The following is an 18952-nucleotide window of genomic DNA, read 5'->3' as shown; positions in this document are numbered from 1 at the left end:
TGTAAGAACAAGAGGTTTTAATGAGCTTAAAAATTTATGTTGCTGATAAATATTGAGTTTTATTTGCTACTCAACTCTTGGTAACTCTCAGCATAACCTCTGAGATTAGCAAGTGGCTCTATCTGTAGGAAGTTAATACTTAATCAAGAGAAAGAGTATCCCAAAGATAGATGTTATTAAACTGTTAGGTGATGCGTTTAGGAAAAATTTCGGAATTTGCTTCAGTTATCTAAATTTTTAATCAACTTGAATAGATTATGATTAGAGGTCATTTATAAAAGCATGACAGCCTTAACCAATAGGGAATATGGTAATAGTTTTATCCCCATTTTTATGGATTTTGTCATCACTACCACTGGCTAAAATCTGCCCATCAGGACTGAACACGACAGACATTACCTTATTTGAATGACCTTTGAGAGTGCGTACAGAAATTAAATCTTGCATATTTAAGAATACTAGAAAATCAGCAGCAAATCTAACTATACTTAGTATTCCCAAGCATAAATATTAACTAACTTAAGGTATGGTGTCGCCCCCTCAAGTCTTTCAGTTTGTCGTTAGACATCGCATCGCCAAAGCTTGATTGTCATGTCTCTACTACCACTAACCAAAGTTTTGCCATCGGGACTGAAAGCGACAGAGTTAACCCAATCTGAATGGTTGCCCAGCGTGTAAAGTTGTTGTCCGGTGTTAACATCCCATAGCTTTACAGTATGATCTGCACTACCACTAGCAATATGCTGACCATTGGGACTAAAAGCTACAGACCAAACATAATTATGATGTCCCGCAAGTGTGTTAATTAGCTTACCTGTATTGATGTTCCATAACTTGATAGTCTGGTCATAACTGCTACTAGCTAAAATTTGTCCATCAGGGCTAATAGCAACACAAGTCACCCAACCTGAATGCTGGTTGAGAGTTTGCAGCAGTTTCCTACTTTTTAAATTCCACAGCTTAATGGTATTGTCTGCACTACCACTGATTAAAATCTGCTGCTTTGGGCAAATAGCAAGGGAGTAGACCAAGTAAGAATGACCTTTGAGGACGTGTAGTAATTGTCCCATCTCTATATGGGAAATCTTGATAGTGGTGTCTCTACCGCCACTCAGGACAGTCTGACCATCTAGACTAATGATTACAGAAAAAACTGGGGTTGAATGTACTTTGAGCGTGTTGAGTAATTTACCTGTAGACACTTCCCAAATCATCATACTGCTGTCATCACTGCCACTAACCAAAGTTTGGCTATCTGGGCTGTAGGCTAGGCATCTTACCCATTTTGTATGTCCAGTGAGAGTATGTAGTAATTTTCCTGTTTCGAGATGCCAAATCTTGATAGTATTATCACTACTTCCACTAGCCAGAGTTTGCCCATCTGGACTGATTGCAGTTATAAAAACCCAGTTCAGATGATTCAGGGTGTGTACACATTTCCACGCTGAAGGTTGAGGTTGTGGTTCAGGTGGTGGCGTTGGTGGCTTTGGCGGTGGTGATGTATGTTTGGGTGGCGTTGATGGCTTTGGCGGTGGCGATGTAGGTTCAGACGATGCTTTTTTCTGTTTCAGTTCCAGTTCTCCAGCATTTTTAAAATCTGACTTTGCTCTATTTTCATATCCTATTTTCCAGCAAGCAATCCCTCGGTATTTATAAGCTTCAAAGTAGTTGGGGTTTAGACGAATCGCTTGGGTAAAGTCTTCAATTGCTTCAGTATATTTTCCTCTTTGAGCTTTATCCAAGCCCCGTTTATAGAAACTTTCAGCATTAGATGGAGTGAAATCAATTTTGGTAGATGTGGAAGCAAATTGATTTGTCTCACTTGGCGGATAAGATTTTAACCTTGCATAAGCTTGATTGATTTCTTTAATTTTTTGTTCTGCTTCTAGCTTTTGTTGCGGTTCAAAAAAACAATCTGGATGCCAAGTCTTAGCCATCTGGCGATAAGCTTGCTTGACCTCATCAACAGATGCACCTGGTTTCAACCCCAGAATATCGTAAACACCATTTATATCAAAGCGATCGCTCATAGTAGAAAATCAGCAGCAAATATTACTATACTTAGTATTCCCAAGCGTAAGTATTAACTAACTCAAGGTATGGTGTCGCCGTATATTGCGTCTTAAAGTATATTTGCTTCTTATCTCCCACGCCGATTTAGCCGTAGTAAACTTTTTATCCCCTCACAAAATCTTTTTATAAGAGGTCTAGGTTTGGATACAGGTCTACCTGCACGTACATTACGAACAGCGCCCGGATTTCTTAATTGTTCTATTTGTGCAGCTTTATTTAAATCGGAAGCGGCTCTATATTCGTATCCCAGTTGAGAGCAAACTAGCCCACGATATTTATACGCCTCAACATAGTGAGGATTTAGACGAATTGCGTGGGTAAAATCTGCGATCGCATCTTCATATCTCCCTTGTGTAGCATTTTCTACCCCTAAAGTATAGAAAGCTTCTGCATCCCAACGATTGACAGATATTTTTGTAGGATTTTTAGGCGAAGATGAAGGTGGGTTTTCAGGAATGGGAGGCTCAGATGGACTTTCAGATTTGAGCTTGTTGTAAGCTGAGTTGATTGATTTGATTTTTTCCTCAGCTTCCTGTTTTTGCTTTTGCTCAAGAAAGCGATCGGGATGCCAAATTTTCACCAGTTGACGGTAAGCTCGCTTTACTTGTGCTTGTGATGCACCCGGTTCCAACCCAAGAATTTCATAAGCATGATTGAGATCGAGGTCATCGCGCATACTGAAAAAATCGGCAACTATAACTATATAGATATATGTTAACTATTCCCTTAAATCTGCTTCAATCAACTCAAACGCCCCATTCTGGTTATCACTGGGATGGTAGTAGTCGCCGCTTCTTTGAAGGCTGGTATTACCGCGTCACTTTACCGGAAATTGGGCAAACGTTCGCCTTTATGTACTCCATTGAAGATCCCATCGGCGGTAAACCCCATAGTGGTGGTGCAGCCCAAATCCTCGGACCCGATGATGAGTATTTATGGCGTACTTTTCCTGATGTGAATAAATTTTGGGGTAGTCGAGATGTCCTGGGTTTAGGTCATTGGGGTAAAACAGATTTACAAATTTCTCCTCTATACTTGCTCCCAGCAGAGTTTGAGTATCATGTTCAAGAGGGTTATCAAGCTACAGCCACTTTGAATCAGGGAATAATTAGCGATCGCGCCACTAATAATTATTGCCGTTGGGAGTATGAAATTCAACCTGTATACGGTTGGGGTAATCAAAATAGCATTCAGCAATCAACCGCCGGCTGGCTCTCATTCTCACAGATTTTTGAACCGGGATGGCAAATTTTGATGGCTCACGGTTTAGCCAGTGGGAAGATTGACTGGAATGGGAAAATCTACGAATTCACCAACGCCCCAGCCTACGGCGAGAAAAATTGGGGTGGTGCTTTTCCGCAAAAATGGTTTTGGCTAAATTGTAATTGCTTTGAGGGCGAACCCGACTTAGCCTTAACTGCTGGTGGTGGGCGGCGGGGTGTGCTGTGGTGGATGGAATCTGTAGCGATGATTGGGTTGCACTATCAAGGCAAGTTTTATGAATTCGTTCCCTGGAATTCCCAAGTAGATTGGCAAATTCAGCCTTGGGGTAGATGGCAAATGAAAGCTACTAGTTGTAATTATGAAATTGAATTGATAGGAACCACAGATTTACCTGGTACACCTCTGCGTGCGCCTACAGAGGATGGTTTAAGATACTGTTGCAAAGACACGATGCAAGGAAAATTAAATTTAGAGTTACGAGAAGTAAATGGGAGAAAATCTCAAATAATCTTGAAAGCAGAAAGTTTTCTTTGTGGTTTAGAAGTAGGCGGCGGCCCTTGGGATGATTCTTGGCAGTCTCGGTAAAAGTACTGCTATAATTATATATGCTTCATAGTTGGGGTTGTAGCTCAGTTGGATAGAGCGGACGCCTCCTAAGCGTCAGGTCGTGCGTTCGAGCCGCACCAGTCCCGTAAGCAAAAAATCCCTAAGACCTTGACTAATAGCAGGTTATAGGGATTTTTTTCTACCGTAGTAGCTGGAAAATTACTGCATAACAATCTTGCTCAGTCATCTATCCAAAAACCACCACGAGTAGTTCTTTTAATTGTCTATGAAACTCCCCGATCTCCTTTCTCTTAGTGCCACGAGGATTTCGCAACTTTGAAAATAGCATCAACCGCAAAATCGATATCAGCCCGCGAAACATCTAAATGAGTGACTGCCCGAATAGAATCACCAACGGCTCCCATTTTCACACCACCCTGCTGTAACAGATTGAGAAACATGGCTTTGTCGAGTCCTAGTCTTGAAACATCAAAGAAAACAATGTTTGTCTCAGGTTTTGGATCTCGAACTATAATTCCTTCGATTTCACTCAGTCGTTGAGCCAGATAAGTTGCGTTGTCGTGGTCTTCTTGTAGACGTTCAACATGATGGTCAAGTGCATAGAGACAACCTGCTGCGACAATGCCAGCTTGACGCATTGCGCCACCAAAAATGTGTTTATATCGACGTGCTTGTGCGATGAACTCCCGTGTACCCGCAAGAACAGCACCGATTGGTGCGCCCAGTCCTTTAGTAAAGTCAATCCAGACAGAATCAACACAGCCAGCAAAATCCTTGGCTGTAGTTTGAGATGCAACAACTGCATTTAAAAGTCTTGCCCCGTCCATGTGGGTAGCTAAACCTTTTTGACGGGAGAACTTGCAAACCTCATGTAGTTCATTAAGCCGCCAAACCGAACCCCCTCCAAAATTGTGGGTTTGCTCTACACACAATAAGCGGGGAATTGCAGAGTAAAGGTAAGGAGCAGTTGCGACTCTTTCAAGTGATTGAGCCAGAGCATCGACTGTAAAAATTCCTCGCTCGCTTGCAATCGGTTCCATAAGTACACCAGAAGTCATCGCTGCCCCCCCCGATTCAGCCCGAATAATGTGTGCCATCTGTTCTACTAGCACCACATCAGCAGGACGAGTATGAGTCTTGATTGCCACAAAGTTGCAAATGGTTCCACAAGCAAAGAAAAGAGCGGCTTCTTTGCCTAGTAAATCTGCAACCCGTTCTAATAGTTGGTTAACGGTCGGATCTTCTCCTTTTTGCTCATCTCCAACTTCAGCAGTGGCGATCGCTTGTCGCATCGCCTGTGTCGGCTTTGTTTCAGTATCGCTTGTCAGCAGAATCATCAGCACTCCTAGAGCAGGTATATAATAGTTTATCTAATGCTCATTTAGTCAAGTTTGCGTTCATTAGACATCTCCGGAAATTAAATATCTGCAAAATTAAACCCTTGTAGAGACGCGAAATTTCGCGTCAAAACAATTCTTTTTCGGAGATGTCTATTATAAAAGTTGTAATTTACTGATGTGAAAACTGCTATCAATAACACTCAGATTGCCTTTACAATACTAGAATGAAAAGGCAAGCCTGATGAGCGTGGTTATTTGGTTCTAATCGCATCCAAAACTTTGGCTGACTTTTCTCCAACAAAAGTATTATTTAGCATCGTATGGGAATCATCAGTTGGGCCTACATCAGAATCAGGATGATAGATAATGATTCTTAAAGAATTATCAATCGCACTGAAGCTATGTAACTTGTTTTCTGGAAGACAGAAGACCGTTCCCGCCTCCATTTTGAACGTTCCTTCGTCCACCTGACAAGTTCCACTACCCTCGGCGACAAGCCCAATCCGCAATGAGGGATGAGTATGGGGAGTTTGCGATACACCTGGAGGAACGTAGAGGAAATTCAAGCAGGGTTCTCCACGTCTTAAAGGATTAATCAGAACCGTTGAGGAGCAGCCATCAATATAATTCAATCGCCCTAATGGTTCAATCGGCCCCCCAATTGTGAAAAGTCCAGTATAGTTGAGTCGCGTTGCCACTAACACTTGGGCTGAACCATCTAAAGAAAAGTTCCCTGGAATTGCTGCAAAGCAGTTTTTTCGCAATAAGAACTCTCCGTTACTGCTCTTGAGGGTAACTTCGCCCTCTGAAACAAATAGAAAGTGCGTGTCTTTTTCACTCTGATTAACTTTGATAGAATTGATAACCCAATAACCGCTCGATGGATGACCCGCCATCGTGTAGTCAAGTTTTGTCGCCTCTAGGAATCGCTGACAGTAAAACTTTTGGCAGTCCTGCATAGGAATGCTAAATAGTTCCGACTCAAGAGAAATGTTTTGGGCTTGTTTTTGTAATGGCGTTTCGGTTATGTGCTGCATACTCTGTCTGTGTTATTTTTGTTGCTTTAGTTAATAGCGGGAAAAAATCGATTTATTGCTTATAGGGGAGAAGGAGGCGAGCGACTATCGCCTCCTTCTCACCACACACGATTATCATTCTTATTCAGAATATTCTGAGCATTTCTACTTATTGACAAAAAGCGTTATTGCTTAAACCCTCACAAATGTATTTAGCCCAGGTGTTCATACTCCTTTTTGGTGAAGGTATTGGTAGATACACCCATATTACATGAGTCAATGTATATGCTTGCGGCAATTACTGATTCTTCAAAATCCCTTCACAATAACTTATCAAAAAAATCGGTATTTACACACAGTTCCGATCAATTAAATTTCTGGTAGTAATTTACTTTACTAGAAAGAGTTACTAGTTTTGAACGTATCGCGGCAGTCCCTACCCTCAATGTACTCATAGGGTAGGGGTTGGAGCGGGTTATTGAAACGAAGTGGAAATAACCAATCTATAAATATTTAAGTTGGGGCATCTTGTTCTTTGATATATTTTTTTAGTTTGTCAATAGGTGCGCCACCACTTGATGCTACATAGTACGAACTAGACCAAAATGCATGTTTCCAGTAAAACTTGTCAATATGCTCTTTAAACTCTTTACGGACAACTCTGCTGCTTGCAGATTTTAAGCTAGATGTAAAGTCGGAGATATTATTGTCTGGGTGATAGTCTACCAATAAATGCACATGGTCTGACTCACCAGAGAACTCTAACAGAATGCAGTTAGTTTTAATGCAAACATTTGCGAATATCTCGTGCATCTTTTCCAGCATTGGTAACGTAATTACTTTTTTACGATATTTGGTAACAAACACAAAGTGTAGGTGAATAGAAAAAATTGAGTGTGAACCTTTACGGGGTAGCATTTGACAAATATCCGTGTCTGATGTATTCTAACTAATATACCAGACAAAAAGGAGATAAAAAAGCGCTGTGGCAATAAGAAGGATGACTTTTCGGTTATATCCCAATCAGAAAACTGAATCAATATTGCGCTATCACCGAAAGTTAAATAAAGACCTCTACAACGCCGCAGTAAATAACAGATTTAACCAATACAAAACATATAATCACAAGGTTGATTACTTCGAGCAGCAGAATTGTTTGCCAGCATTCAAAGAAGTCTGGATAGAGTACAAGCAACTCCCCAGCCATGCACTGCAAGCAACTCTAAAACGAGTTGATTTTGCCTTTGAGCGTTGGTTCAAGGGTTTAGGCAAGCGTCCGAAATTCAAATCAATTAGACATTATTCAGGGTGGACTTACCCAGACTGTGCAGGTTTTAAGGTAGAATCTAACGGTGAAAATGGGTATCTGAATCTCTCAAAAATTGGCAAGATTCAGATGCGTGGACTGGCTTTGTATTGGGGTAAACCTACTACTTGCACCATCGTTTATCGCAATGGCAAATGGTACGCCTCAATTACTGTCAACGTATTAGACCAAATTCTCCAGGTAGAGATTTTACCTGTCGGTGCTGTTGGTATTGACTTAGGGTGTAATTCTGCATTATCAATCACTGACGGGGAAAAGCATCAACAGATTGATGCTCCAAAGTTTTTGAGGAATGCAGAACATCTAATCAAAAAAGCATCTAAGGATAAACGACGCAAACGTGCGCCAGATAGAAAGAAAAAAATAAAAGCTTCTAGACGGTTCAAAAAAGCTCAATTAAAGGTTAGCAAGTTTAACCGCAAGGTTGCAAATCAACGCCAGGATTGGGTACACCAAGTCGCCTCACTTATAACCAGCAGTAATAGCATGGTAGCGACTGAAAAATTAGAAGTTAAAAATATGACTGCTAAAGCAAAAAAAGCGACACAGTGTGGTCTTGGGGGTTTCCCCCATGAACAACTGCGTCAAGAAGGCAAACGCAAAAAACAAAAGGCTGGACTAAACAAGTCAATACTTGATGTCGGATTTGGAATGCTACGCAGCACTATCAAATACAAAATAGAACAGATTGGTGGTGTATTTGTAGAGGTTCCTTTGCGCGAAGTAAAGCCTTCTCAAACCTGCCCTAAATGTGGACATCAACACAAAAAAACACTCGATATTCGAGTACATGAGTGCGGTGTTTGTAGTTATCGTCAGGATAGGGATATCGCTGCTGCCGAAGTAATGCTTTATTGGGCTAAAGGCACTCTACCGGGGTTTGGAACAAGCCTCGCAGACGCTGATCTTGCTAGCCCTACCTCACGCACCCGCAAAACAGCAGGAAGTATGAGGCAACTAGGAGAAAAGAAGCGTCAGAAATCTCAAAGTAATTTCGCTAAAAACAGGTTAGAGGATGTAGAAACCTCTAGCTCAGGCGAAGCCAGCTAGAGGTAGTTCATATCGTTATATCGCCATAGCACAGGATGGAAGCCATGTTGGATCTGAGTTTAGAGCAAGTTCAGATTTATTAAAAAGCAGCTTGCAGGTAACTCTATTTCAAACACAGAGACTAACTCATGCAAAAAGTCTATTAGACATCTCCGAAAAAGAATTGTTTTGACGCGAAATTTCGCGTCTCTACAAGGGTTTTAGGTTACGCATATTTAATTTTTGGAGATGTCTATTGAGTTAAGCTAGCGATCGCTCTTGGCATTGTCGGAGCGATCGCGCATTAACTAGTGGTCTGTCCCATTAATTTTGCGGGGATCTGAACACCACGAACCTCTGAAAACTTTTGGGACAGACTACTAGTACCGCAGGGCAGAATTAAAGAGGTGTTTCACCCGCAGCAAGTTTTTCGAGAATTAATTCAACTGTAATATGAGTTGCTGAAATGACAGGTTTACCCATCATTATTTTTGGATCGGATACGATTTTCTGGATGAGTTAGAATTTTTCGGATAGATAATTAATATATATAACGCCTTTCATCATTCTTCTCTATCACCTACTGAGTAGGTAGGCAAGATAAAACCAAACTATGTAACAAAAAGTAAAATCTCTGTATTTGGCTCGTAGTTGCGCCCACTTACTTAGAACACAAGGCGCGTTCGCTTTTTATTACCTTCTGGTTAGTCTGCAAATAATCATGTAGCAAATTGCAACCCCGCGTAAGCAATTTTTCCAGTTGGATATCTGCCAAATTTTGGAAAATCACTGTACCATTACCACTACCGGCAGCCAGAGTCTTGCCATCATTACTAAAACTAACGCTAGTTAACTCTTCCTTATCACCTTTCAAAGCAATCAGTAACGTCCCTTCTCGGTTCCAAATTCTTACTTTGTCATCACTGCTAGCTGCCAGAGTCTTGCCATCGGGGCTAAAACTCACACTGATGAAACTATCACCATCGCCTGTAAGATTATTTAGCAGATGACCGTCCCGGCTCCAAATCTTCACCGTGTTATCAATACTAGCTGAAGCGATCGCTTGACTATCAGGTGTCCAAGCAACCCCATTTACTCGGCGACTATGACCAGTTAAGTTGTATAGCAATTTACCATCTAAATTCCAAATTTTTACTGTTTTATCATCGCTGGCTGAGGCTAGCAACTTGCCATCTGGGCTAAAACTTACCCAATTCACCGCATCTTGATGTCCCTGCAAAGTGTTGAGCAGTTTACCGTCACGACTCCAAAGCTTCACTGTTTTATCTTTACTAGCCGAGGCAATTACTTTACCATTAGGTGACCAAGCTACACTCAAGACGGTATCTTTATGACCCTGTAATGTGTTGAGCAGTTTACCGTCACGACTCCAAAGCTTCACTGTTTTATCTTTACTAGCCGAAGCAATTACTTGACCATCGCGGCTGAAGCTAACGCCCCAAACTTCACCCTTATGCCCCGTGAATGTACGGAGTAGTTTACCGTCTTGACTGAAAAGTTTTATAGTTTTATCTCGACTTGCTGCTGCTAAGGTGCGATCGTCTGGGCTAAAACTGATGCTAGTTACCCAGTCATCATTATCGGCTTTGGGCTTTCGCAGTAATACATCGTCCAAATGCCAAAGTTTAATAGTTTTGTCCCGGCTTGCAGAAGCCAAGGTGCGACCGTCTGGGCTGAAACTGGCGCTATTCACCCAATTATTATGCCCCTTCAGGGTTTCGAGCAACACACCTTCAGAACTCCAGAGTTTGATTGTCTCATCGGTACTTGCAGAAGCGATAAGCCCGTAGGGCATGGCTTTGCTTACCGCTTTCCCATCACGGCTAAAAGTAACGCTGGTAACTCCAGCACTATGCCCTGATAAGGTTCGCAGTAGCTTACCCTCCAGATTCCACAGTTTGATTGTCTGGTCTAAACTAGCAGAAGCGATCGCTTTCCCATCGAACGACCAAGCTACACTTAAGACTGCATCATCATGTCCTTGCAAGGTTTTAAGCAGCTTACCATCCCGATTCCACAATTTCACCGTTTTGTCAGCACTCCCGGAAGCAATGGTTTGTCCATCAGGTGACCAAGCGAGACTTAAAACTGCACTATTATGTCCCTGCAAGCTTTTTAGCAGTTTACCATCCCGACTCCACAGTTTCACCGTCTTGTCGCTACTCGCCGAAGCAATAATCTGACCATCAGGGCTAAAACTGGCACTATTCACCACACCCTGATGCCCTAATAGAGTAGCAAGCAGTTGACCATCTCGACTCCAAAGTTTCACCGTCTTATCTTGACTGGCGGAAGCAACGATTTGACTATCGGGGCTGAAACTGACGCTATTAACTACATCTCTATGCCCCGATAATGTTTTGACCAAGCTACCATCGGGATGCCAAAGTTTGATTGTAGTATCCGCACTGGCTGAGGCAATTAAAGAGCGATCGAGGCTAAATGTAACACTATTTACCCCAGATATATGCCCTTCCAAACGGTTATATTCTTTTAACCCAGAAACGGCTTGATATAGCGCCGTCTGTACTTCCTCTTTGGTATTGGAATCTACCCAGATTATTTGTTGTAATTTTCTCCCTGCTTTTAAAGCTTCTTTTAAAGCATCAATACCTTTTTGGGATGCAAATAAGGCTTCACTAGATGCGCTGAGGGTTTTAATTTCGCTATCTACTGCTGTGACGATGGACACACTTAATCCTAATATGGCGAGAATAGAAGCAGTAAGTGCAATTTTTAAGGAGCGATTTAATTGGGCTTCACTGAGCCTTTGTTTCTTTTGACTTTCTGCGAGTTTTGCTGTTAATTCTTTTTCTTTGAGTTCAGCTCGTAATTGCTCAATTTCTAACTGACTTAATTCTTCGCGCTTGTGTAATTCGCGTAATTCTGTTAATAAATCCAAACCCTGTTGGGGATGAGGATCTACCAATTGCGATCGCTGCTCGTTTTGGCTAAGTTCACTCTTAAGTCGCTCAATCTCAGCTTGACTCTGTTCTACTTTGTAGCGCAGCTGGTTAAGTTGTACCTGTAAGCTCGATTCTTGTTGTTGCAAGTAGCGAATCAAGTCTACTAAATAATCGTGAATCAGTTGATAGCGTTCTGGTACATCAGGGAATAATACCACTAAACCGGAGCTAACTAAAATCTCTAATACTAACTCTAATTTACTAGCATCTTCTAATTCTGCTAGTTGCGCCGCTAACTCAGCCCGAGTTTTAAAAGGTCGATTGTTACTTTCATCTGTTAATAAATATAAGACGAGTAACGCGGCTCGTTCATTTTCTGGGCCGCAGTCTTTAATTAATTCTTTAAGATATCGCTCGATGAGTTTGTTCGGTCTATATGGCTGATATTCTTCTAATGTAGTAATTCGCTCATCTTGAATTTGCGCTCCTACAACTTGCAATTCAATGGGGCGGACTTCTCCAAATCCTGTGGATAAATCTTCGACTAAGGCATCAATTAAAGCCGGCTCTAAATTAAACTGCGATCGCTCCGTCAATTTTTGGATAATTGCTTTAGCATATTCTGGCGAAAAATTATTTAACTGGTAGCGAATATGCTTGTCGAGAATATTATTATTAATCGCTTCTAGTGCGGAAACATGTTTAAAGTCTAATAAACGATGTAAATAATCTTCTCGTAAAGAAAGAATAACTTTAACAAAGGGTATATTCAGGCAGTCGCTAATAAATTTATCAAATTCTTGCTTTTGATTGCGATCGCTATTACCAAAGAAAAATTCTTCAAACTGGTCAAAAATTAAAACTGTGATCAGATGGCGATCGGCATTTTCTTTTAGTTGTTGTAAAATTCTCAGGATAGCAATAGGTGTGGCATAGGGCAATTCCGGTTCAATGGCTGCTTCTGGCATGATATCAGCGTAGATGGCAAGGGATGCGTCATTAGACATCGCCTCACTTAAAGATTTTTCTAATTCCCGCGCCCAATCGGTGTAAACTTGCAGGACTACAGGTACAGCTATTTGATCGCCAATAGCGCGATTTTGCAGTGCTGGAACTAAACCCGCAGTTACGATAGAACTTTTACCCACCCCTGATTGACCGTGAATTACCGTTAATTTTCGATCAGCGCGGCTAATTCTGCCAATTAAGTTATTAATATCACGCTCTCGGCCAGAAGCGGCAATTTCTAAAGCAACGCTGCTACTCCCAGAAGGTGTCATCAATGCTGGGTTTGTCGCCTGTCTTTGCGGTTGCAAGCGTCCCGCACCGATAAAAGCCCGAAAGCCGTACTGCTGCTCAACAGAACGCCGTTTCTGGCGAATGTAATAGGCTTCCAGATATCGCCCTTCTTCAAAATAGAGCGATCGCAGTGTCCGCAATAAGCGAATATAACGATGGGCATCGTATTGATGGGCGCTGCTTTCTAAGGCTGCGGGTAGTTCTTTTGTCGCCTTGTCTAAGTATTCACGGGCTACTTCCTGTTCACCTAAATTTCGCTGTGCTTTCGCTAAAACTAAATAGTAAATTTGCCCCAACAGTAATGGAAACAAACAGTTATAAGGGTCATTGTGCTTTTGCGCCTCACCTAATTTCAGCAGTGATACGTGTGCTAATATACTCGCCTGTACCCACCGCGACTGCTGCACAGCCACTTGCGCCAGAAAACCGTAGTCACAAGCTAATTGGATTTGACTACCATAAGTTTGATGCAACTCCAGAGACTTTTGAGCAACTGTCTGCAATTCTTGCCATTCTTGCAGATATTGCAAAACTTCAGCGAGTTGACTAATAAATCCAGCAACTATATCTGGACGACCAGCCACCTGTAAGATAGTCAAGCACTGCTGAAAATAAGATTTAGCTGTGTACCAATGACGGCGGTTTTCTGTTTGATTTTGCTCTGCTAAACGGCAATAACACAGCCCAATATAAAACAGCAAAACTCCCTGTCGCAGAAGTAGTAGAGATGGGCGATTAGGAGGCGTAGGCGAAGAAAATGCTTCCCCTGCTTCCCCTGCTCCCTTATCCTCTATCTCGCCTAACTTTTGCCAAACTAGCAAACTTTGCTGAAAATGGTTTAAAGCTGGATGAATGCGATCGCTAATATAATCATCTAGACCAAAAACAAATTCTAAACTAGCGTGTAATTCTGGCTCTAAGGTAATACCACGATTGTGCAACTCTCTAATGGCAAAGTGGAGTTCATAGCTATGTTCCCAGACTTGCTCCACAGTGAAATAATGCTTTGCAACTTGAGGAGGTTGGTGTTGTGCAGTATCGGTTGGTAACACCGTGGCAAATAAAGAGTCAGTTTCCTGTTGCAAAAATTGCAGCAATGATTCAGTTGTCATCTCAAACCTAATTGGTGTCGCCGCCCAACTAGCGAAATCTGGCGCTAAACGTACAACCTTTTGCAACACTTCCTCATTCATCCACACAATCATCGGAAATGGGTGGCGCTTGCGAAATTCATCACGAATATGATTGATCGAGCTAAGTAGATCGTCAAGTCCATCTACTGACTCTAAACCCAAAATCATCAACGCCGATGGCGGATTTTTTTCGGTTATCAGTTGTAAATGAATACTTGTGTAAAGGCTTCTAGCATTATGCGACAGAACTACCTTTTGAATTCGGTGTACTCCTGAAGAGAGTTCTTCGAGTCGTTGCAGCATTCGCTCTTGCAAAACTCGATAATTACAGCACACCAAAACCAGAGAGAATTGACCGCTAGAAAGGGTAATTGCTCTCCCCAAACTCCGTAGAGCACGCTCGTTAGCGGCTCTTATATCAACTTGTGCGTGTCCTTCAACCATGATTTAAATTTGTCCGTCTCTGCTAAAACTGGATTGACGGCAAACCAAGCTCCTTGATGATCGCGGTATTCAAATACAAATAGACTTCGCAAGAGAGCGTGGTATTCTATATCACCTCTAACTCTCTGCTGTTGCACCACCTGAAAGATTAATTCCCACTCATGAGGATCGATGGCGTTAGCTCGGTAATCCCGTTGTCTTTGAATCACCAACTCGACACAATCTCGATCAAAGGGTGGATCTTGTTCTCGCAGACAGTCAAACAGCAACCCTAGCAAGTCGCGTACATGACCACCACTAATCAGGCACAATCGATCTAAGGTTTTCAAACTATCAAACACCTCTGTAATTAAGCCTAACCGATCGCTAGGCAGAATGTCTGGAAAGGCTCTAGCTAGCACCATTTGCTGCATCATTCCTAGCCCTTGGCTGAAAATCTCCCCAGAGCGCAAACGTACAGGTATCATCGGTAAAACTTTTGGTGCGACTCCTCCTCCTAAACGATGCTGAAGTTCGGCGCTATCGTTGGAGAAAGTCAGGGCTAAGGGAATAGTGTAGACTACATGACAATTTAGTTTGCGTAACTGTTCACCGCGCTCAATAAATAAGTATTCTGGTAGCGATCGCCCCGATGGTAAAGGTCGAATTGCGACTCTATCCAAGTTATCAACAATCACCACCAGTCCTTTTTTACCTCTGGTTTTCAGTTCTTTGTTGGCACGTTCTAGCAATTCTTGATTAATTGATTGTAAAATATTTGCTGTTCGCGGTTCTAGATAATCTCTTAACCGCCGCCGCAATTGGGGACTTTCTTTAGTTTTAGCGGTAATTTTCGCAATCCCTACAGACAATTCTGCTTCTACCCCAAGGTCAATTGGCGTTTGCAAAAAATCGACAATTTCACCAAACAATTTGGTAAAGTAGGTAGGTTTGAGCCTAATTTTCATTGCTTCTAGGCTTTCACTCACTTGGCCTGCGATCGCCAACAAAATATCAGTCACATCCACATCTGCCATTTCTAAGACATGGGTAGACTCAAAGTAAACTACATGAAATTGCTCTACTTCTAATTCAGCTTTGAGCCGCAACAACTCCGTTGATTTTCCACAACCGAGATGTCCGGTAAATAGTTGACAGGTTGGGGCATCTGGCGATATTCTAGCGATGGTACGCTGCAAAGCCTCAATGATTTTACCACCCCGCACCGCAGCAAAATCGATATAGTACCTGCGATCGCTGGCATTTCCTATGACTAGAGGTCTGCTCGGATTGCAAGCCTGATAAAATCTTTCTAAATCTAGGAGCATAACTAATCGAGTTCACTTAAGAATGGGGATGACAAAATTTACTAGCTAAATATATTGGTTTTAGGGAATTGATTCCTTAATTTAAGTACATCTCACCTAAACTACTAACTAAACTAGCAGCATTCAGGATAATTTTTCATATATAAGTTATGTGTAGCACATTGTAATGCTGATATTTGATTTTAAGTAAGCAGAAATACTACTATAAGTACAAATAGCAAAAATTCTTAACCTTAAATAAGGTACTCTTATGAATATTAAAAATATCCAACACAAAAAAAGGTACTGTTAAGTACAATTTTCTAGTGTTTTTGAATATAGAGTTTTGTTACTGCAATTTTGAGCTTAATCTCCTTGCTAAATGAATATGATTTTGTTGAGGTAAATCATGATTTTGTTGATGAAAACCATGATTTTAGTTAACAACAGCTTTTGGATTCAGGGTAAATACCTCTGAAAAACGGGAAGTAATTTACAAACCCATTGAGTATAAAATAACGCGATCGTGCAGCTTATCGGGTAAAATATGCTTCAGCACAGCTCCAAGTTTGGCATCTTGTCCAACGAGATAGCGTGTCTTGGGGTTTTTTGCAGTCAGCGCATGGAGAACAGCCTGAGCGACAATATCCGCAGAAATTCCTCCAGATGCGAGAATCTGCATTTTCTTGCGGACAATATTCATCGCCTGTCCGTAGAGATTTTGTGCCGTTTGGGGTAGATCCTGCTGTGCTATTTCAGATTGATTTAGGGACTTTTCCCAGATTGGGGTAGCGATCGCACCAGGTTCAATAATTGAAACCGAGATTCCCCAAGGGCGTAACTCCATCCGCATTACATCATTGAGTGCAACGAGGGCAAATTTAGAAGCATTGTAACCTCCTAAGAACGGCGTCGGGCTTCTACCAGAAATGGAACCCATATTGACAATTCGACCCCGATCTTGGCGTAATAGACTAAGAAATGCTTGTGTCACTGCTAATTGTCCAGTAACATTAACCTGCATCTGGTGTTGAAATTCTGCGATCGCTAATAATTCCAACGGACCTGGGACAGCAATTCCGGCATTATTCACTAAACCTAAAATCCCCGCACCACCGACTGCCTTTGTTACCTGATCAACCGCAGCTGCGATCGATTCAGCATCAGTAACATCTAAAAAAATCGGAGTGAGTCTTTGTGACCCTTTTTGTTTAAGTGTTTGAGCATCAATATCTTGACGCACGCCAGCAAAAACGGAGAAGCCCAACTGGTCTAAAAGCAAAGCACACGCCTGACCAATTCCTGTTGATGCTCCTGTAACCACTACTGTGCGCTGATTTCCTGCAACCATTAACTCTCTCCGTATTATGATGAAATTACTGAAATTACCAATTACGAATTAGTATCAATCTCTGCAAGTACCAGCGCGAAGACAATCTTCGGTTTGGTCGTCTCTAGCCGATATTTGCCACAAGAATTTGTCTAACTGAGAATTTGTGCTGTAAACGACTTGAGCAGTTATTATCGGAGGCTGGTTTTCGACAATTGACACGTCACTACTATAAGTATTGCCTAGTTGAAGATTGTATAAATACACAGGCAATGCCATCAGTCCAATGCAAATTGTGTGATTCATAACACCTCAGCTAAAAATTTCCGATTACGCTATGTATGTATAGATACCATCTTAATCAACCGGATTTCCAAAACTGAGTATTGTATGATGTTGTGTCAATTTACTCAGCGCTACTAGCCGCAGAGACGTAATTTCTAAATTATCGGTTCCACTCTTTTTTTAAGTTAAACATTGCCTACAAGATGGCTTACTACTAATTTATGCAGATGCAACCCGAAAAAACAGGACAAAAAACTCACAGCATTCAAAAACATATCTTGCTAGCTGCATTCCCCAGATAAAATAATGAAGAGTGCCAAGTCACCGAAATGGTCGATGACCGACAAAAAAAAGATACAAGCCCCTAAATTTATTTATGGGATTGTTAATTTTGAATTTTGAATGAGTGAATTTTGAATTCGGAGCGAAGCGACGTGACGCCTTCACAAGACGTAGATACTGTAAACGTTCCCAACATCGACTCGGAAGAATATGGCAACTCAGACACTGATCCTCTCGATGAGTTGCCAGGTGAAGTTGAAATGTCCCTTTTCGACCACCTAGAAGAGTTGCGGCAGCGCATTTTCTATTCGCTGATTGCCATAGCGGTGGGTATTATTGGCTGTTTCTTTGCCGTTAAGCCGATTGTTCAGCTACTTGAGGTTCCCGCACAAGGAGTCAAATTTCTCCAACTTGCACCTGGAGAATATTTCTTTGTCTCCGTCAAAGTTGCAGCCTACACTGGCATCATACTTACTAGTCCTTTCATTCTTTACCAAATTATCCAGTTTGTGCTTCCAGGACTAACTCGCCGGGAACGCCGTATACTGGGGCCTGTGGTTTTGGGTTCGAGTGTGCTGTTTGGGGCGGGGTTAGTATTTGCCTATTTACTCCTTATCCCCGCAGCCTTGAAATTTTTCATCAGCTACGGAGCAGATGTTGTTGAACAACTTTGGTCAATTGATAAATATTTTGAATTTGTGCTGCTACTGTTATTCAGCACTGGTTTAGCATTTCAAATTCCGATCATCCAACTGTTGCTCGGTAATTTGAACATTGTCTCGTCTCAACGAATGGTTTCTGGTTGGCGTTACGTAATTATGGGAGCAGTAGTTTTAGGAGCCGTCCTTACACCTTCTACTGACCCCTTAACTCAAAGTCTTTTAGCGGGAGCAGTTTTAGGGCTTTATTTTGGTGGTGTTGGACTGGTTAAACTTACAGGAAAATAACCGAATTTTGGATTTTAAATTTTGGATTTGGGATTGAAGATTCTTGCATTGCAAATTTAAAAAAGTCTGAGAGCAAGGGAATTTAAAAACGAGAATAAATCTCAAATCTCAAATTAAATGGCAGAGCCAGGGATTTGATTGCTGGGGTCAATCTAAAATCCTTGCATTGTGTGGCGATCGCATTGCTTAAATTTTAAATTCTCAAAAATCTAAACTTAGTTAATGAGTGCAGTTAGTAAGATCCTAACCACTATTTCTAACTCTTCGGTAACACGATAAAGGTTGATTGCTTGCTCAATATGGCGTGTCTGTCGATACAATCGGCCAAATTGCCAAACATTACCTGTTGTTACAAGGAATACTGGGAAGTTTGAAAGCCCCTAAAGAACAGGTACGCAGTACCGCATTCTGTCATCGACGGTAGGGGATGAAAAACGCCTCAG

The 18952-nt window shown here is 41.7% G+C and carries 14 protein-coding genes and 1 tRNA gene; 4 read left to right on the top strand and 11 right to left on the bottom strand.

Going from position 1 to position 18952, the window contains the following annotated elements:
* Positions 1-291 precede the first annotated feature (291 nt).
* The 3 genes from V7K32_RS00930 to V7K32_RS00920 form a co-directional block, all read right to left on the bottom strand.
* Positions 292-447 carry a WD40 repeat domain-containing protein gene (locus V7K32_RS00930; RefSeq protein WP_334989481.1) on the bottom strand — a complete coding sequence of 52 codons (156 nt, stop codon included), beginning with the start codon at positions 445-447 and terminating at the stop codon, positions 292-294.
* A 113-nt stretch (positions 448-560) separates the two neighbouring features.
* Positions 561-2030 (bottom strand): DnaJ domain-containing protein, encoded by a 1470-nt coding sequence (locus V7K32_RS00925; protein ID WP_334989479.1) that lies wholly within the window; start codon positions 2028-2030, stop codon positions 561-563.
* A 110-nt stretch (positions 2031-2140) separates the two neighbouring features.
* Positions 2141-2749, bottom strand: coding sequence for a J domain-containing protein (locus V7K32_RS00920; RefSeq protein ID WP_334989477.1), 609 nt, complete (start codon positions 2747-2749; stop codon positions 2141-2143).
* Between the two features lie 35 nt (positions 2750-2784).
* Between V7K32_RS00920 and V7K32_RS00915 the strand changes: the two genes are divergently transcribed.
* The gene (locus tag V7K32_RS00915; RefSeq protein WP_334989475.1) at positions 2785-3882 is read left to right on the top strand and encodes a tocopherol cyclase family protein; all 1098 of its coding nucleotides are present in this window, start codon (positions 2785-2787) and stop codon (positions 3880-3882) included.
* A 33-nt stretch (positions 3883-3915) separates the two neighbouring features.
* Positions 3916-3989 (top strand) — tRNA-Arg (locus V7K32_RS00910).
* Positions 3990-4154: 165 nt separating this feature from the next.
* Here V7K32_RS00910 and V7K32_RS00905 read toward each other — a convergent pair.
* From V7K32_RS00905 to tnpA, 3 genes are all read right to left on the bottom strand, one after another.
* The gene (locus V7K32_RS00905) at positions 4155-5201 is read right to left on the bottom strand and encodes a threonine aldolase family protein (RefSeq protein ID WP_334989473.1); all 1047 of its coding nucleotides are present in this window, start codon (positions 5199-5201) and stop codon (positions 4155-4157) included.
* A 254-nt stretch (positions 5202-5455) separates the two neighbouring features.
* Positions 5456-6241 (bottom strand): cupin domain-containing protein, encoded by a 786-nt coding sequence (locus V7K32_RS00900; RefSeq protein ID WP_334989471.1) that lies wholly within the window; start codon positions 6239-6241, stop codon positions 5456-5458.
* Between the two features lie 492 nt (positions 6242-6733).
* A complete protein-coding gene (gene tnpA / locus V7K32_RS00895) occupies positions 6734-7138 on the bottom strand; it encodes an IS200/IS605 family transposase (RefSeq protein ID WP_334989469.1) in 405 nt (134 codons plus the stop codon).
* An 82-nt stretch (positions 7139-7220) separates the two neighbouring features.
* Between tnpA and V7K32_RS00890 the strand changes: the two genes are divergently transcribed.
* Positions 7221-8597 (top strand): RNA-guided endonuclease InsQ/TnpB family protein, encoded by a 1377-nt coding sequence (locus V7K32_RS00890; protein ID WP_334989467.1) that lies wholly within the window; start codon positions 7221-7223, stop codon positions 8595-8597.
* A gap of 378 nt (positions 8598-8975) precedes the next feature.
* Here the strand turns inward: V7K32_RS00890 and V7K32_RS00885 are convergent, their stop codons facing one another.
* The 5 genes from V7K32_RS00885 to V7K32_RS00865 form a co-directional block, all read right to left on the bottom strand.
* Entirely contained in the window at positions 8976-9083 is a 108-nt protein-coding gene (locus V7K32_RS00885; RefSeq protein WP_334989502.1) for a DUF433 domain-containing protein, read from the bottom strand.
* Positions 9084-9237: 154 nt separating this feature from the next.
* Positions 9238-14379 carry an nSTAND1 domain-containing NTPase gene (locus V7K32_RS00880; protein ID WP_334989465.1) on the bottom strand — a complete coding sequence of 1714 codons (5142 nt, stop codon included), beginning with the start codon at positions 14377-14379 and terminating at the stop codon, positions 9238-9240.
* Positions 14349-15686 carry a P-loop NTPase fold protein gene (locus V7K32_RS00875; RefSeq protein WP_334989463.1) on the bottom strand — a complete coding sequence of 446 codons (1338 nt, stop codon included), beginning with the start codon at positions 15684-15686 and terminating at the stop codon, positions 14349-14351. Before V7K32_RS00875 ends, V7K32_RS00880 begins: the two co-directional genes overlap by 31 nt.
* Before the next feature lie 472 nt (positions 15687-16158).
* On the bottom strand, positions 16159-17016 hold the full coding sequence (locus V7K32_RS00870; RefSeq protein ID WP_334989462.1) for an SDR family NAD(P)-dependent oxidoreductase: 858 nt from the start codon (positions 17014-17016) through the stop codon (positions 16159-16161).
* Between the two features lie 54 nt (positions 17017-17070).
* Positions 17071-17301 (bottom strand): hypothetical protein, encoded by a 231-nt coding sequence (locus V7K32_RS00865; protein WP_334989460.1) that lies wholly within the window; start codon positions 17299-17301, stop codon positions 17071-17073.
* A gap of 413 nt (positions 17302-17714) precedes the next feature.
* Between V7K32_RS00865 and tatC the strand changes: the two genes are divergently transcribed.
* A complete protein-coding gene (gene tatC / locus V7K32_RS00860) occupies positions 17715-18509 on the top strand; it encodes a twin-arginine translocase subunit TatC (RefSeq protein WP_334989458.1) in 795 nt (264 codons plus the stop codon).
* Positions 18510-18952: the final 443 nt, after the last annotated feature.

This window comes from Nostoc sp. (genome assembly GCF_036917635.1).
Classification (GTDB): Bacteria; Cyanobacteriota; Cyanobacteriia; order Cyanobacteriales; family Nostocaceae; genus Nostoc.
Note: the sequence above shows the minus strand (reverse complement) of the source record. Positions and strands in the feature narration are given on the sequence as shown.

What these genes read in the sequence shown, in the direction of transcription:
- V7K32_RS00930 (WP_334989481.1), bottom strand. Translation starts at nt 447, where the DNA reads ATGCAAGATTTAATTTCTGTACGCACTCTCAAAGGTCATTCAAATAAG.
- V7K32_RS00925 (WP_334989479.1), bottom strand. Translation starts at nt 2,030, where the DNA reads ATGAGCGATCGCTTTGATATAAATGGTGTTTACGATATTCTGGGGTTG.
- V7K32_RS00920 (WP_334989477.1), bottom strand. Translation starts at nt 2,749, where the DNA reads ATGCGCGATGACCTCGATCTCAATCATGCTTATGAAATTCTTGGGTTG.
- V7K32_RS00915 (WP_334989475.1), top strand. Translation starts at nt 2,785, where the DNA reads ATGTTAACTATTCCCTTAAATCTGCTTCAATCAACTCAAACGCCCCAT.
- V7K32_RS00905 (WP_334989473.1), bottom strand. Translation starts at nt 5,201, where the DNA reads ATGATTCTGCTGACAAGCGATACTGAAACAAAGCCGACACAGGCGATG.
- V7K32_RS00900 (WP_334989471.1), bottom strand. Translation starts at nt 6,241, where the DNA reads ATGCAGCACATAACCGAAACGCCATTACAAAAACAAGCCCAAAACATT.
- tnpA (WP_334989469.1), bottom strand. Translation starts at nt 7,138, where the DNA reads ATGCTACCCCGTAAAGGTTCACACTCAATTTTTTCTATTCACCTACAC.
- V7K32_RS00890 (WP_334989467.1), top strand. Translation starts at nt 7,221, where the DNA reads ATGACTTTTCGGTTATATCCCAATCAGAAAACTGAATCAATATTGCGC.
- V7K32_RS00880 (WP_334989465.1), bottom strand. Translation starts at nt 14,379, where the DNA reads ATGGTTGAAGGACACGCACAAGTTGATATAAGAGCCGCTAACGAGCGT.
- V7K32_RS00875 (WP_334989463.1), bottom strand. Translation starts at nt 15,686, where the DNA reads ATGCTCCTAGATTTAGAAAGATTTTATCAGGCTTGCAATCCGAGCAGA.
- V7K32_RS00870 (WP_334989462.1), bottom strand. Translation starts at nt 17,016, where the DNA reads ATGGTTGCAGGAAATCAGCGCACAGTAGTGGTTACAGGAGCATCAACA.
- V7K32_RS00865 (WP_334989460.1), bottom strand. Translation starts at nt 17,301, where the DNA reads ATGAATCACACAATTTGCATTGGACTGATGGCATTGCCTGTGTATTTA.